The sequence below is a fragment of the Alteromonas sp. AO-Serp genome, assembly GCF_017849675.1.
Classification (GTDB): Bacteria; Pseudomonadota; Gammaproteobacteria; order Enterobacterales; family Alteromonadaceae; genus Alteromonas; species Alteromonas macleodii.
Map to the genome: position 1 here is coordinate 1 of NZ_JAFLMX010000182.1, position 14937 is coordinate 14937.

14 protein-coding genes are annotated in these 14937 nt (G+C 45.8%); 11 read left to right on the forward strand and 3 right to left on the reverse strand.

Annotation, left to right across the window (positions count from 1 at the left end; genetic code table 11):
- Positions 1-38: 38 nt before the first annotated feature.
- From xdhA to QVA83_RS12700, 7 genes are read left to right on the forward strand one after another with little or no spacing between them, the layout of a single operon-like run.
- Positions 39-1484, forward strand: a complete 1446-nt coding sequence (xdhA, locus tag QVA83_RS12670) for a xanthine dehydrogenase small subunit (protein ID WP_287498518.1) — start codon at positions 39-41, stop codon at positions 1482-1484.
- Complete coding sequence (gene xdhB / locus QVA83_RS12675) at positions 1477-3843, forward strand: xanthine dehydrogenase molybdopterin binding subunit (protein ID WP_156078196.1); 2367 nt, start codon at positions 1477-1479, stop codon at positions 3841-3843. The genes xdhA and xdhB overlap by 8 nt, the downstream gene beginning before the upstream one ends.
- Positions 3840-4721, forward strand: coding sequence for a xanthine dehydrogenase accessory protein XdhC (gene xdhC / locus QVA83_RS12680; RefSeq protein ID WP_287498519.1), 882 nt, complete (start codon positions 3840-3842; stop codon positions 4719-4721). Before xdhB ends, xdhC begins: the two co-directional genes overlap by 4 nt.
- Positions 4711-5214, forward strand: a complete 504-nt coding sequence (gene uraD, locus QVA83_RS12685) for a 2-oxo-4-hydroxy-4-carboxy-5-ureidoimidazoline decarboxylase (RefSeq protein WP_014949069.1) — start codon at positions 4711-4713, stop codon at positions 5212-5214. The genes xdhC and uraD overlap by 11 nt, the downstream gene beginning before the upstream one ends.
- 58 nt (positions 5215-5272) lie before the next feature.
- On the forward strand, positions 5273-5599 hold the full coding sequence (gene uraH, locus QVA83_RS12690) for a hydroxyisourate hydrolase (RefSeq protein ID WP_287498520.1): 327 nt from the start codon (positions 5273-5275) through the stop codon (positions 5597-5599).
- 5 nt (positions 5600-5604) lie between these two features.
- Positions 5605-6897 (forward strand): guanine deaminase, encoded by a 1293-nt coding sequence (guaD, locus tag QVA83_RS12695; protein WP_014976191.1) that lies wholly within the window; start codon positions 5605-5607, stop codon positions 6895-6897.
- A 47-nt stretch (positions 6898-6944) separates the two neighbouring features.
- Complete coding sequence (locus tag QVA83_RS12700) at positions 6945-8204, forward strand: urate hydroxylase PuuD (protein ID WP_156078194.1); 1260 nt, start codon at positions 6945-6947, stop codon at positions 8202-8204.
- Positions 8205-8247: 43 nt separating this feature from the next.
- Here QVA83_RS12700 and QVA83_RS12705 read toward each other — a convergent pair whose 3' ends face one another.
- Complete coding sequence (locus QVA83_RS12705) at positions 8248-9525, reverse strand: diguanylate cyclase (RefSeq protein ID WP_156078193.1); 1278 nt, start codon at positions 9523-9525, stop codon at positions 8248-8250.
- A gap of 293 nt (positions 9526-9818) precedes the next feature.
- Here QVA83_RS12705 and QVA83_RS12710 point away from each other — a divergent pair, with 293 nt between their 5' ends.
- The gene (locus QVA83_RS12710) at positions 9819-10094 is read left to right on the forward strand and encodes a putative quinol monooxygenase (RefSeq protein ID WP_014949064.1); all 276 of its coding nucleotides are present in this window, start codon (positions 9819-9821) and stop codon (positions 10092-10094) included.
- A 49-nt stretch (positions 10095-10143) separates the two neighbouring features.
- On the opposite strand, the gene QVA83_RS12715 is transcribed toward QVA83_RS12710, so the two are convergent.
- A complete protein-coding gene (locus QVA83_RS12715; protein ID WP_014949063.1) occupies positions 10144-10503 on the reverse strand; it encodes a winged helix-turn-helix transcriptional regulator in 360 nt (119 codons plus the stop codon).
- A gap of 296 nt (positions 10504-10799) precedes the next feature.
- Between QVA83_RS12715 and QVA83_RS12720 the strand changes: the two genes are divergently transcribed.
- Genes QVA83_RS12720 through QVA83_RS12730 form a run of 3 tightly spaced genes read left to right on the forward strand, consistent with a single transcriptional unit; the run spans position 10800 to position 14342 of the window.
- Positions 10800-11291 carry a (2Fe-2S)-binding protein gene (locus QVA83_RS12720; RefSeq protein WP_014976187.1) on the forward strand — a complete coding sequence of 164 codons (492 nt, stop codon included), beginning with the start codon at positions 10800-10802 and terminating at the stop codon, positions 11289-11291.
- Complete coding sequence (locus QVA83_RS12725) at positions 11288-13585, forward strand: xanthine dehydrogenase family protein molybdopterin-binding subunit (RefSeq protein WP_156078192.1); 2298 nt, start codon at positions 11288-11290, stop codon at positions 13583-13585. The genes QVA83_RS12720 and QVA83_RS12725 overlap by 4 nt, the downstream gene beginning before the upstream one ends.
- A gap of 16 nt (positions 13586-13601) precedes the next feature.
- Positions 13602-14342 carry a hypothetical protein gene (locus QVA83_RS12730; RefSeq protein ID WP_231514747.1) on the forward strand — a complete coding sequence of 247 codons (741 nt, stop codon included), beginning with the start codon at positions 13602-13604 and terminating at the stop codon, positions 14340-14342.
- Positions 14343-14431: 89 nt separating this feature from the next.
- On the opposite strand, the gene QVA83_RS12735 is transcribed toward QVA83_RS12730, so the two are convergent.
- The coding region (locus QVA83_RS12735; protein ID WP_287498521.1) for an acyloxyacyl hydrolase at positions 14432-14937 on the reverse strand (506 nt) is incomplete at its 5' end.

Here is a 14937-nt window from a genome sequence, read left to right on the forward strand (position 1 = left end):
AATGAATACAAGAATGAATATAACAAGAAGGTGTGAGTATGATTCGCTTTCTAATAAATAACGATGTCGTTGAATTAAATGAAGCGCGGGCCGACCTCACCCTTCTACAATTTATTCGCGAACATCGCAAAAAAACAGGCACAAAAGAAGGCTGTGCAGCAGGAGACTGCGGTGCATGTACCGTAGTACTTGTGGAACCAGCCTCCTCAAATAGCGCTGCAAAACTTAATTATCGAACAGTGAATAGCTGCATCACGCTAATGAGTGCAGTTCATGGGAAGCAGCTTTTATTTGTTGAGCATTTGAACGATGGTAAACACTTACACCCCGTACAGCAGGCGTTAGTTGATCATCATGGTTCTCAGTGTGGCTTTTGCACACCTGGTTTTATCATGTCGATGTTTGCCTTATATCACAGCAATACAAAACCAAATCGCGACGATGTGCTGCACGCTTTATCAGGCAACTTATGTCGCTGCACAGGCTACCGCCCTATTATCGATGCTACGATGGCGGTGTGCGAACAAACACCTGATGATCAATTCACTGCACGCCAAGCTGCCACCCTTTCTACATTGCTATCATTATCTGGTGAGAAACCCACTGGTACGGGAAATATCCATACGCCAACGTCTCGCGAAGAACTGAAGACTCTGATTCAAGCGCATCCAGCTGCACAGCTAGTCGCTGGCAGCACGGATTTAAGCCTTCAGTTCACGCAACAGCTAAAAGATGTAGAAACGCTTATCAGTGTGACGCATATTGATGCACTAAAACAATGCACCAAAAGCGAGCATTCTCTTATTCTTGGTGCAGCTGTACCGCTAAATGATGCGGCACCTTTATTACTAAATGCATTTCCGCAAGTGGCTGAGCTTGTTACCCGATTTGCCTCGTTGCCTATCCGCAATCAGGCTACCATTGGCGGTAACGTGGCTAACGCTTCCCCTATTGGTGATATGCCACCGTTACTACTCGCGTTGAATGCCATACTGCATTTAGATAACGGCGAGAGCGTTCGTATGATCCCAATTAGCACATTCTTCACAGGCTATCGCGAGACCATGCTGGCGAAAGATGAATGGATAAGTGCAATAGAAATACCATTAAAACAGCCCAATCAAGCATTAGCTGCATATAAGATATCGAAACGATTTGAAGATGATATTTCTGCAGTATGCGCCGTATTTAATGTCACACTCGACAACGGCAAGGTAGAAGCCATTAGCAGTGGCTTTGGTGGCGTAGCAGCAGTTCCGTCAACCTGCAATGCGTTAGAAAACGTTTTGAAAGGTAAGCAGTTCGCTAGCAACGAATGTTTAACGTTGGGCAAACAAGTCTTATTCGATGCATTTTCACCTATCGATGATGTGCGCGCTACAGCCCAATACCGTAAAACTGTTTTAGCTAACCTGTGGCATCGCTTCTGGTTAGAAAACCAAACAGCAAACCAAATTGAAACACGGGTGGTGCAGCATGCGTAAGTTAATTGATGCCCCTAATCCACTGCAACAAAACGACAAGCAAAGTGTCGTTCACGTATCTAAAAAGCACGAGAGCGCAACACGCCAAGTACAAGGCAGCGCCAACTATGTTGACGATGTTATTGAACCTCAAAGCACTCTTTATGCCGCAGTTGGTGTAAGCCAATGCGCAAAAGGTACGATTAACTCGATAAATCTTGACGCTGTTCGCCAAAGTGAAGGCGTTGTAGATGTGATTACGATTGACGACGTGCCTGGCCATAAAGATATTGGACCTGTGTTCGAAGGCGATCCGTTACTTGCTAATGGCGAAATCAAATTCTTCGGTCAGCCTGTATTTGCAGTGCTTGCCACGTCGGTAAACCTTGCCCGACAAGCTGCGCTAAAAGGGAAAGTAGAGGTGAGTGAAGCCAAACCTATACTTAGTGCCGAAGCTGCGCACCAGCAGCAAACGTTTGTGCGTCCCCTACATCGGTTTGGCCAACATACTGACCGCGTTGAAAGTACATTTGAAAAAGCGATCCACCAAGCACATGGCACGCTCAGTATTGGTGGACAGGAACATATGTACTTAGAAGGACAAGTGAGCCTTGCGATCCCTGATGAAGAAGATCGCATGAAAATCTATACGTCTAGTCAACATCCCAGTGAGGTACAAAAACTCGTTGCCGAAGTGCTAGATGTAAAATTGCACCGTGTAATGGTAGACATGCGACGTATGGGCGGCGGCTTTGGCGGAAAAGAAACGCAAGCCGCGCAATGGGCCTGTATAGCGGCTTTACTGGCATCGCGCAATCAATGTGCGGTTAAGCTTCGCTTACCACGCTTCACTGATATGCATGTTACTGGCAAACGTCACCCATTCGAAAACGAGTTCGACGTGGCCTTTGACGGGACAGGTAAAATTGAAGCCACCCGCATGACAATCAACGGTATTTGTGGGCACTCGCCTGATTTATCTGACGCCATTGTCGATAGAGCCATGTTCCATGCGGACAACGGTTATTACTTAGGTGATAGCGATATTGTTGGTCACAGATTGCAAACCAATATGGTATCGCACACCGCTTATCGAGGCTTTGGCGGACCGCAAGGCATGATTATGGCTGAAGCCATGATTGATAAAATTGCCCGTGCTATTGGCAGCGACCCCCTATCGGTAAGAAAACGTAATTTATACGGCCCCACGACAGGTAGTCTGACTCCCTATGGAATGAAGGTAGAACACAACCTCTTACCCGATATGATTGCCGAGCTAGAAGAAACCGCTCAGTATTGGCAGCGCCGTGAAGCTATTGCAGCGTTTAACCGCGAAAGCCCGGTGATTAAGAAAGGTTTAGCGCTAACGCCTGTTAAGTTTGGCATTTCATTTACCGCGAAGCATTTAAACCAAGCTGGCGCTTTAGTGCACATTTATACTGATGGTAGTATTCAGGTGAACCATGGTGGTACTGAAATGGGCCAAGGGCTTCACACCAAAATAGGCCAAATTGCAGCCAATGAATTTGGACTAGATTTGGATATGATTGAAGTCACTGCAACACGCACTGACAAAGTACCTAACACTTCACCAACAGCAGCTTCAAGCGGCACTGACTTAAACGGAAAAGCCGTACAAAATGCATGTATTACGCTAAAAGCCCGTTTGGGCGAGTGCTTTGCCAAAAGCTTAGGTCTAGAGGACCGCGCTGGCGACGTGCTATTCATTAATGAGCACGTGGTATTGGATGAGCACAAAATTACCTTTACCGAGCTTGTGCAGCAAGCGTATTTTGCTCGTGTATCTTTGTCTTCAAGCGGTTTCTACAAAACCCCAAAATTACAGTATAACCGCGACACCGGTGAAGGCCGTCCGTTTTTCTACTTTGCTTATGGCGTCTCAATGAGCGAAGTCTCTGTCGACACACTTACCGGTGAATATACGGTAGATAAAGTTAACGTGCTCCACGATGTTGGCAACAGTCTTAACCCTGCCATTGATATTGGCCAAATAGAAGGCGCGTTTATTCAAGGTATGGGGTGGCTTACCACAGAAGACCTTAAATGGAATAAAGCGGGTAAGCTGATAAGTGAAAATATGGCGACCTATAAAATTCCAGCTATTGGCGATACGCCAAAAGAGTTTAATGTGAAGCTGTTTGGTAGAAAGAACGCTGAAGACAGCATTTACCACTCAAAAGCGGTTGGCGAGCCACCATTTATGCTCGCTATTTCAGTGTGGTGCGCCCTTAAAGACGCCATATCTAGCCTATCTGGCTACACAGTTGATCCGCAGCTAGATACACCAGCCACACCAGAACGTGTTCTGAACGCTGTAACTGCTATTCAGCAGTTGGATAATAAAGGCGGTGTTGTATGACACATACGGCAGCAAAGTCATTTCGCGCAACGCACTGGCACGAGGGAATAGCCGAATGCCAAGAGCGCAACGAAGGCTATGTGCTGGTTACAGTAGTAGGAGCCGCTGGCTCTACACCTAGAGAGCCGGGCAGCAAAATGGTGGTTACCGCATCGCATAGTATAGATACCATCGGTGGCGGGCATCTCGAGTTTGATGCTATTGCCCGTGCACGAGAGTACCTTGCAAAAGGCGAAGCATGCACTGAACTTCACAGCTATCCGTTAAGCAGTTCTTTAGGACAGTGCTGCGGCGGCGCGGTAAAGGTGCTATTTGACGTGTGTAACGTTCATCAGCAGCACATCGCCATTTTTGGTGCAGGCCATGTTGCAAAAGCACTGGTGCCTATTTTGGCTCAATTGCCTGTACGCATTTCGTGGATAGACAGTCGCGAGGAACTGTTTCCATCGTCTTTGCCAGCCAACGTGCACAAAGTCGTGGAAGAAGCACCAGAGAGCGAAGTTAGACACCTTGATGAGAACAGTTGGCTGATTATACTCACCCACGATCATCAATTGGACTATCGCATTACAGAGCAGGCGTTAAAGCAACCTTCCCTCCCCTTTGTTGGGTTAATTGGTTCAGACACCAAAGCAAAGCGCTTTATTACCAAGCTGACTCTGCGTGGGTTTGACGACAACGCGCTGGCAAGGCTATTTACGCCAATAGGTAACCGAGATATCCCTGGCAAGCAACCAATTGAAGTTGCCGTTTCTATATCTGCGCAAATTATCGAGCGTCTTCATGTAAAAGAAGTAACGGCAGGCAACAGTAACAAATACAGTGAGAAACCCGCTACAGCTTTTCACAAAGAAAAGGACACCACCAGTGACACTTAAAGAATTAAATACGCTAAGCGCTGAAGAGGCGTCTTCTTGGTTTGAGCAATGCTGCGCGGCGAAAACCTGGATTTATCAAATGGTAAAAGCACGCCCCTACAGCGACAAGGACGCACTTGTTAATCAAGCGAAGAGCGCGTGGGCCAAATGCAGTGATGACGACTACCTTGAAGCTTTTACGGCACACCCCATGATTGGCGACGTTGATTCGTTGCGCAAAAAGTTTGCAAATACCAAAGCCATTGCTGCGGGCGAGCAGTCGGGTACAGCCAGCGCGTCCGAGGCCGTTTTACACCAGTTAAAAGAAGCCAATCACGCCTATTTAGACAAGCACGGGTTTATCTTTATTATTTGTGCCACCGGTCTTTCTGCGCAGACTATGTTAGAAGCATTACAAGCTAGGCTACCCAATACCACACAGCAAGAGATTACCAATGCTGCTGCAGAGCAAATAAAGATAACCCTATTGCGTATTAACAAAGCGCTGGATTAACCCCCGTATTTTCAAAAATATAGTCAATACGCATTGAATAGTTTTTAAGGAAAACAGTATGAATACGCTTTCTAGCCACGTACTCGACACTACATTAGGTCAGCCTGCACAAGGCATTGCCCTTACACTTACACTACCTGACGGTAGCACCCTTTCGGGTGAAACGGATAATGACGGGCGTTTTAACAACTGGGGCGTTGAAGACGGTTTTGCCGCAGGTGTTTATACCCTGCGCTTTCACTGCAAGCCTTACCTTGTAGAAACGCATGGCAAAAGTTTCTACCCACACATTGATATTACATTTGAACTTGATGAGAATGGCGGCCATTATCATGTGCCACTTCTTATCTCTCCATTCGGTTTCAGCAGCTACAGGGGCAGCTAACAAACATGCAGCTTTTTCGTGCAAGCATTGCGCACTTTCCTAACCAAACTACACAGTTCGATAATGACATCGCTATATTCAAAGACGGTGGTTTGTTAGTAGACAATAAAGAAATAAAAGACATTGGCACATTTGAAGAGATAGCAAAGCGCTACCCGGCTGCCACTGTGACAGATTTTTCAGGCAAGTGGATTTTGCCAGGTTTAATAGACAGCCACCTGCATTATCCGCAAACACAGAGCATAGCTCATTATGGCGAGCAGCTGTTGAGCTGGCTTGAAAACTATACGTTTCCCACAGAAATGCAGTTTGCTGACAGTGAACACGCTAAAACCATTGCTAACGTATTTTTGCGCCAATTGCTAAAGAACGGTACTACCACAGGTTTTGTTTTTACTACGGTTCATAAAAGCAGTAGCCACGCATTATTTAGTGCAGCAAGCGAAATTGATATGGCAATTGTGGCCGGTAAAGTATGTATGGACAGGAATTGCCCTAGTGCGCTTAATGACTGCGCCGACACAGCACAAGCTGACAGTGCAGAATTAATCGAAGCTTGGCATAACAAGGGCCGCAACCGCTATGCGCTAACGCCCCGTTTTGCGCCAACCAGTACTGAAGCTCAGCTTGCTGCATTAGGGGAACTTGCCAAGCAGTATACCGACGTTTTCATTCAAACACACTTGTCTGAGAACTTAGACGAGATTGCATGGGTGAAGAGCTTATTCCCTAAAGCGGACGGATATTTAGATGTATATGACACCTACAGCCTTGTGCGTGAACGTGCGGTGTTTGGCCATGGCATTCACCTTACGCCTAACGAATGGGCACGCTTAGGCGAAAGCGGCGCTACGGTGGCCTTCTGTCCGACATCTAACCTGTTTTTAGGAAGTGGCCTTTTTGATATGACCGCAGCGCGTGCTAACAAGGTCCATGTGGCCATGGCCACGGATGTGGGTGCAGGCACTACGTTTAACATGTTTAAAACCTACGGCGATGCATACAAGGTAAGTCAATTGCGCAGCGAGCCCATCAGCCCGTTAGAAGGCTTTTATCTTATGACCCAAGGCGCGGCCGTAGCTCATGCGCTTGATCATGAAATAGGCAACTTAAACCCAGGCACCACTGCTGACTTTATCGTTGTTGAGCCTAGGTTTGACGAATTGACACAATTGAGAATAAAAGAAGACGCGGACTTTGACGATGTGTTTTTTGCCTTGAGTATTTTAGGTGATGACCGCGCTATCGACCAAACGTGGATAAGCGGCACCTGCCGCTATAAAAAAGAACATCATTAATAACAGGCTGCTGTAGGGCCTTTTGGCCCTAAATAAGGAGAACAATAATGCCGTGGCTAGATTGGATAAGTTTATTTGTACGTTGGTTCCACGTTGTAGCGGGTGTAGCGTGGATTGGCGCGTCGTTTTACTTCATTTGGTTGGATAACAATCTACGCACGCCACCTAAATGGAAACAGGACAAAGGTATCAAAGGCGACTTATGGGCTATTCACGGTGGCGGCTTTTATGAGGTTGCAAAATACGCCTATGGCCCAGAGAAAATGCCAGAAACGCTACACTGGTTTAAGTGGGAAGCCTATACCACGTGGTTGTCGGGCTTCGCACTACTCATTATTGTTTATTACTTTGGTGCTAGTGCTTATCTTATCGACCCATCGGTAAATGCCATGTCACCGACCACGGCAATATCTTTAGGTTTAGGGTTAATCTTTGGCGGACTAGCCTTATATGAATTTGCTTGTCGCAGCCCATTGGCAAAATATCCACTTGCCTTCGGTATTGGATTAGTCGCGCTTGTTTGTATTGTCAGCTACCTGTCTACCCAATGGTTTAGCGGTCGCGGTGCCTATATTCACGTTGGTGCGCTTATTGGCACTATCATGGCAGGAAATGTCTTTTTCAACATCATGCCGAACCAGCGCAAAATGGTAGCAGCTGTAGCCGAGAAGAAAGATATTGATCCTAATTGGGGGGCGAGCGCTAAATTGCGTTCGGTACACAATAACTACTTTACGCTGCCACTGCTGTTTATCATGATTTCAAATCATTACCCCATGACGTATCAACACCCGCAAAATTGGCTGGTACTCATTGCGATAATGGCCGCTGCCGCTTGGATACGTCATTTCTTTAACTTGCGTCACGTGGGCACCACTAAACCTGGTATTTTAGTGTCTGGCGCAGTCGCCATGCTAGCAATCGCCCTATGGGTATCATGGCCACAGTCGCCATCACATACATCGAATGAAGGACTTGAAGATGTGAGCCTTGTCGATGAAGTAGGTAAAAAAGTAACGGCTAACAATGCAGTCGCCCAAGCGAGTTCTGAAGAAAGCAATGAGCGAGTAGTAAGCTTAATTACAACCCATTGTGTGGGTTGCCACTCGCGCACGCCAACCGACGATATCTTTAAAGTCGCGCCTTTAGGCGTAGTATTAGATACATGGGAAGATATTGAAAGGTTTGCGCCACAAGTGGTTCGAAGAACCACTGTGACCAAAGACATGCCATTTTTAAACAAGACAAAAATGACAGACGAAGAGCGTCAGGAAATAGCGCGCTGGTTCGCTCAAAGACAAAAATAGAATGGCGAAAGCGATGTAGATATCGAGTCTCAGGAATAGCTGTCTACATCGCTTTATCAATCGCGGTTAAAACTTGCTGATAACGCTTTTTTCCGTACATTACCTCATCGGCCTTATCTAGCCACTCCTGCACGGTTTCAATCCCTTCGCTCCACTCAACCCAGCCAACACTGAAGCCAATTGGTACTACCTTGTTGCCATCTACATTAACTTCAAAGTCGCTTTGGGCAACCCTATTAAAAAAAGCTTCCGTTTCCTCTTCACCCGTGCCATAGAGCAAGATGACAAATTCATCTCCGCCAATACGACCGAATCTATCACTATCACGCAGCAAACCACTCATTCTTTCAGAGAACTCAACAAGCGCCTTGTCTCCTACCTTGTGACCGTATTTATCGTTAATTTCTTTGAATTTGTTTAAGTCTATATAAACAAGCGTTGACGTTTGTTGGCCACGATCCATACGAGAAATTTCGTCACTTAACTGGCTAAATATCTCTCTCCTATTGGCAAGTCCAGTGAGCGAGTCGGTTTTCGACAGGTGCTCTAATTTAGTGACGGCGCTCATCAGAGCTTGCTGCTGCGTTTTCTCTCTTGTTATATCGTCGGCTGTACCTAAAATAAGCGACTGCATTTCACGGTCGTCAAATATCAAGCTTCCGCGATCGTGAAGGTACTTCACTTCGCCTTTCGAGTCGTATATACGATATTGAATATCCCAATTCTGCAAAGGGCGTTGACTGAACAGTTTTAACACCCGTGCTTTATCATCTTCATGTACATGATCAATAAAGCTTATAGGGTTACAGTAAAGTTCGTACTCGTTGCGACCGAATATGTTTGAATAGCCATCGTTAACGTATTGCAGTTTAGACAAGTCTGGCGTCGCCACCCATATAAACGTTCTATCAGAAAATGCGCTAACAATTTTGCTAAACAAGGCATCAACTTGAAAGAGTTCAGACTGTATGCGCTTTTTCTCGTCGATATCTTCCACAATAGAAATAAAATAGTCTGGGTTGCCGCGCTGATCTCTTACTAAAGACACTGTTAACTTCGCCCAAACTTGCTCGCCATCGCGCCTTACATATCGCTTTTCAATCGCATAGTCATCGATATCACCTGCCATCAGGCGCTCTAAGTAACTTAGATCTTCATCGAGATAATCTGGCGCAGTTAATTCTTGAAAGGTTAACGTCGTTAGTTCTTCATCAGAATATCCTAAAAAATCACACAGTCGCTTATTTACACGTATAAAGCTTCCATCCATGCTTACGTGAGCGAGCCCAACAGGACAAAAGTGAAAAGTTTTTTCAAACATAGGGCATCGCCCCGTTCGGTAATTGCATTCCGTCGCCTCAAGAGGTGGCACTCAAAGGATAATGAGCACCCTTTTATACTTTAGTATAAATCATTATAGATTAACTTTTTTCATTCGCTAAAAAATGCATCTAAGAAAAAGGCTTAGATAGCGTCTAACTGCGACATAGCGGTAAAAGGCATTTGATGGTGGAGATTGCTTTTCACCTGAAAAAAGTTGCTAGTCAGCTTTAAACGCTAACCATTAGCCCTTTAGTTGCCTATGTTAGCGTTTTTTCTCAATAGGACAGTAAAATGATCGAGTTTTCAGTCGTAATCTATTCTCAACCAAACCAACAAGATGCACTCTTAGACGCATTGTTACCCTTGGTTAAATCAAGCCGAGAAGAAGTCGGCGCAGTGATGTATGACCTACATGCAAGTGAAGAGGGTGTGTTTGTTATTACGGAGAAATGGCAATCTCAGGATGCCCTTGATGCTCATGAAGCTACTGAACACTTTGTTGGTTTCCAAGAAAAAGCCGGAGAGCTTGTTGAAAAAGTACTTCGATTACCGCTAGTGTCGGTCTAGCACTTTGTAAAGCAAATGCGGTGAGATAAATGCTCACCGCTAGCAGTATTTAATCATTCGTGTGGTTTTCAGACCAGACTCTTAGCTGTTCAAGAATATCTAGCGCTGAGCGCCCAAACTCGGTGAGACTATAAGCAACCGCAATTGGACGAGAGTCGATAACGTTGCGGATCACCATACCGTTGTTTTCCAGCTCTTTAAGGCGCTGATCGACCATCTTCCGGCTGGCGCCGCCAAGCATTCTACACAGGTCGTTAAATCTAACAGGCTCATCTTTGAGATGATAAATAATAGAACCCGTCCACTTTCCACCAATTAGGCGCATTCCACGCTCTATAGCACAAGGCTCTGTACAAGTATTTAGAACGGTTTTTCTACCCTTAGCGTCTGTTTTTATTTCACTTTCCATCTATTTTCCTAAAAAAGCCACCTAGTTACTAAAAGTATACTAATTGTTTGTTTGAACAAGGTAACTAAAATAGACCACATAAGCAAGTTTGGCCTCTAGTATACCTTTAGTTAATTAGTCTAACTCCAATTCGAAAGGTTCATTCAAGCGTCTATGGAGTGAGGGGTTATTAAAGGGAGAGCCAACGCGGCCAGATTTTAATAATACCAATTAAAACAGGCAAAACAGACCGTTCAAACCAAGTACAGCGCCTTGGCGAGAGCATATTAAACATTAACTTCACGGTGACACAAACCATGATTGAATTTACGTTAAATGGAAAAAGAGTGCAGACAGATGCTGCATCAGATACGCCTCTCGTTTGGGTAATACGCGATGAATTTGGATTAAAAGGTACCAAGTTTGGGTGCGGTGTAGCGATGTGTGGCGCATGCACAGTACATATTGATGGTAACGCTATTCGCTCTTGCTCCTATCCCGTTTCGTTAGCTAAAGATAAGAACGTAAACACTATTGAAAGCTTCAACAACGCGCATCCGCTGCAATCTGCTTGGGTAGAAGAGCAGGTTCCTCAGTGTGGCTATTGCCAGTCTGGCCAAATCATGCAAGCAGCGACATTGCTAGATAGAAATCCAAACCCGAGCGACCAAGATATTGTTAATCACATGAGCACCAATTATTGCCGCTGTATGGCTTACGCGCGCATAAAAAAGGCGATTAAGCGCGCTGCAACGTCTTCTGTTCAATACTTTGATCCAACCGCTTCATCAGAAGGGGAAAACGCATGAGCATGAAAAATATCTCTCAAGAAAAGAAAGACATGATCAACTTATCTCGCCGGTCTTTTATGGTGGGATCAGTGAAAACGTCTTTATTCATGGCATTTGGTGCTGCCGCTATTCCATCCCTGCTGTCGGCGAAAGAGAGTATTGAAGCCAAACAGTTTTCTCCAAATATTTGGTTTGAAATGGATACAGATGGCAACGTTACCGTCAACATAGCCAAAGCGGAAATGGGTCAGCATATCGGCACGCCAATCGCTAGAATCTTGGCTGATGAGCTTGAGTGCGACTGGGAGAAAGTGTCTATAGTTCACGTTGATACAGACCCGAAATGGGGCTACATGGTAACAGGCGGCTCTTGGTCAATTTTCCATACTTACAAGCCAATGTCTCAGGCGGGCGCCGCTGGCCGCATGGTGTTAATTGATGCAGGTGCGAAGCTACTTGGCGTGCCTGCCGATAGTTGTAAGGCAGAAAAAGGCTTTGTTATCTCAGGTAACAAAAAAATTAGCTACGGCGATATCGTAGCGAATGGCAAAGTAGACAAAACATTCAGTGCAGATGAGCTTGCGGAACTGCCGATTAAGCCGGGAAAAAAACGCCACCTTATTGGCGTTAATGCAGACTACAAGGCTCTCGACATTCCGCCTAAAACGAACGGTACTGCGGTATACGGTATTGATGTTGAAGTGGAAAACATGCTTTATGCACGCCCCATTCTGCCTCCGACTCGTTATGGTAGTACAGTAACAAATGTCGACGACAGTAAGGCTAAGAGTCTACCGGGATATAAAGGTTATAAAGTGCTTACCGATCCGAGCGGTACTATCGAAGGTTGGGTTACTGTATTGGCTACAGACTACCCTACTGCGATAAAAGCTGTTGATTTGGTGAAAGTTAGCTACAACGCCGGTAAAACTGCCAATGTTTCTGAAGCTGATATACAAAAAGAAGGCGAAAGAATTGTACGTGATCGCAAGGAAGGCACCGTTTTTGTAGACGAAGGAAATATAGAGCTGGCGCAAACGAAAGCGGCACAAACTATTGAGGCTTTATACACCACCGCGACTGCCAATCATTTCCAGCTAGAACCACTTAACGCCATTGCTGAATTTAAAGGTGGTAAATGGCATATACATACGGGTAACCAGTGGCAGAGCCTAACACTTCCTACTGTAGCTAAAGCCGCAGAGGTCCCAGAAAGTGATGTGGTCCTTCACCAGTATTATCTTGGCGGTGGCTTTGGGCGACGCCTTTTTGGTGATTGGGTTGTTCCAGCTTTGCTTACAGCTAAAGCTGCTGGCCAGCCAGTCAAACTGGTATTCATGCGCCCGGATGATACATTATTTGATCAACCCCGCTCTGCCTCTACTTCACTGTTTAATGCGTCGTTCGATGAAAATAATCAGTTTTTAGGCATGGAGCATGCGCTTGCGGCAGGCTGGCCAACACTAAAAATGGCACCAGGATTTCTAGCACCAGGAGTAAACGGTGAAGGGAAAGTCGATATGTTTTCGGCATCTGGTGCCGACCACTGGTACACCATGTCTCACCATCGCGCACGCGCGGTTAACAATAAGGTAGCGCAAGATACGTTTACGCCAGGTTGGCTGCGTTCGGTAGGCCAAGGTTGGATTGTATGGGGCTTAGAATCATTTATTGACGAAGTGGCAATGAAAGCGAACAAAGACCCCGTCGACTTCAGACTTGCTATGTTAGACGGTAAAGGTAAACAAGGGGGCAAAGCGCCTGAAAGTGTCGGCGGTGCCACACGACTTGCCAATACGCTTGAAATTCTTAAGAAAAAGACTGCGAGTGTTGAACTTGGTGCTGATGAAGGCATTGGCTATAGCGTAAGTGCGGGACAAGAACGCACTATGCCAGCTTGGCTCGCGACTGCAGCCCATGTTCACGTTAATAAGCGCACTGGAAAGATAACGGTTAAGAAGTTATGGGTTGTGTCTGATGCTGGTATTGTTATTCATCCAGATGGCGCGATGGCACAGCTTGAAGGTTCACTGCTGTGGGGACTGAGCTTGGCACTGTTTGAACATAACGAAGTGAAAAACGGTCAGGTTTCAAAAACAAACTTACATACCTACCTTCCTCTACGTATGAACGATGTCCCAGAGATGGATATTGAACTTGTTGAAAGTGAGGAGTTTCCAGTAGGACTGGGTGAACCAGGCGTTATTGGTGTCGCGCCGGCTATCGGCAATGCCGTGTACCAAGCTATTGGTGTACGGCTACGTCATTTGCCCATGCTTGCTCAACACGTTACCGCAGCATTAAAAGCATAAGGGCAGTATGATGAAAATGATAACAGTCCTATTAATTGGTGCTCTCTCATCATTCGTCCTGAGTGGGTGTATTGCAAATAAAAGTGACGATAGCGACCATAGTAATTTGACCACTAGCGTTTCAAAAGCAGCTAACTCAACGCCTGCTTTTGAAGCTTATCAGCAAGATCCTAACCCAACGACAGCATTTAACTACTTGTTCGATGTAGCAACACATCCACGGTGTGTGAACTGTCATGGTGTTATTGAAGATGGCGCTCACCGACCGACAGTGGGCGACAACAGCGTCCCCCACCCTATGAACATTACCTCTGTGAATAACTTGAAAATGGCGGTGCAAGATGGAAAGTTTGTTCAGGTTGGCGAAACGCACCCCGTAAACTGCCGCGGATGTCACCAAGATGAAAATGCGCGTGAACCCGGCAGGCCGCCTGGTGCAGCAAACGACCTTATGCCAGGTTTCGTGTGGCACATGCCGCCTCCTACCATGATTATTGGCAGCGACATGACACCCTCAAAATTATGCAACAATTGGTTAAACCCGCGTTTGAACTCTTTTCTTGCTCAACGTGGGGGAAGAGATGACATGAAAACGTTTAAAAAAGAATTTGAGCATCATGTCAGTGATGATCCATTAGTGAGATGGGCATGGAACCCCGGCCCAGGCAGAACACCTGCTCCTGGGACACATGCTCAGTTTGCTAAGGCAATGTCGGTTTGGATTAACGGCGGCGCACCTTGCCCGACAGAAAGTTAAGTTAAAAGAGTTTTTGCCCAACATTGAACAACCCGCGTTTTAAGCGGGCTGTTCAACAAAAGAAGTAGGCATTGCTTGTTTAGGCGAGATTAGAAATGGTAGTGAGCGCTCAATACGAACGATTCTGAACCAGGGTTCGTGTCCCCTAGCCCACCGTTAGAAATATGGCCAATTTCAGCTTCTAGCGAAAATGATTCAGAAAAATTGTAGAGTCCGGAAAGTGATGAATAGAATTCAATGGTGTCGCCTAAATTTTCAGATTCATCAACAATGCCCGCGTGAAAGGCAACGCGTACTGAAAAGTCATTGTATTTGTAGACGTCTTTTGCCAACCCCGCAGCGAAATAGTGTTGGCCTTGATCTGCGTTTACCAAGAGAACTGTTGGTCGAATTCCGTAAAATGATTCGAGCGGTTTGTGAACATAAGCCACATGCAATGCGTAACGGTCTGCGTCATCAAACAAGTTCCATACCGCAGCCCCAGCTTTAAGCTCACTTCCTTGCGGCAGGGCTTGAGTAGAAAGAGAAACAAGGGGAGAAAGTAAAGATAATGCAAGTGCGAGTGTTTTTACTGGTGTTTTCATGTTTATACTGT

Coding starts and splice junctions, on each gene's coding strand:
- QVA83_RS12720 (WP_014976187.1), top strand. CDS start 10,800: ATGATTGAATTTACGTTAAATGGAAAAAGAGTGCAGACAGATGCTGCA.
- xdhC (WP_287498519.1), top strand. CDS start 3,840: ATGACACATACGGCAGCAAAGTCATTTCGCGCAACGCACTGGCACGAG.
- QVA83_RS12725 (WP_156078192.1), top strand. CDS start 11,288: ATGAGCATGAAAAATATCTCTCAAGAAAAGAAAGACATGATCAACTTA.
- QVA83_RS12730 (WP_231514747.1), top strand. CDS start 13,602: ATGATAACAGTCCTATTAATTGGTGCTCTCTCATCATTCGTCCTGAGT.
- xdhA (WP_287498518.1), top strand. CDS start 39: ATGATTCGCTTTCTAATAAATAACGATGTCGTTGAATTAAATGAAGCG.
- QVA83_RS12710 (WP_014949064.1), top strand. CDS start 9,819: ATGATCGAGTTTTCAGTCGTAATCTATTCTCAACCAAACCAACAAGAT.
- QVA83_RS12715 (WP_014949063.1), bottom strand. CDS start 10,503: ATGGAAAGTGAAATAAAAACAGACGCTAAGGGTAGAAAAACCGTTCTA.
- uraH (WP_287498520.1), top strand. CDS start 5,273: ATGAATACGCTTTCTAGCCACGTACTCGACACTACATTAGGTCAGCCT.
- xdhB (WP_156078196.1), top strand. CDS start 1,477: ATGCGTAAGTTAATTGATGCCCCTAATCCACTGCAACAAAACGACAAG.
- guaD (WP_014976191.1), top strand. CDS start 5,605: ATGCAGCTTTTTCGTGCAAGCATTGCGCACTTTCCTAACCAAACTACA.
- QVA83_RS12705 (WP_156078193.1), bottom strand. CDS start 9,525: ATGTTTGAAAAAACTTTTCACTTTTGTCCTGTTGGGCTCGCTCACGTA.
- QVA83_RS12700 (WP_156078194.1), top strand. CDS start 6,945: ATGCCGTGGCTAGATTGGATAAGTTTATTTGTACGTTGGTTCCACGTT.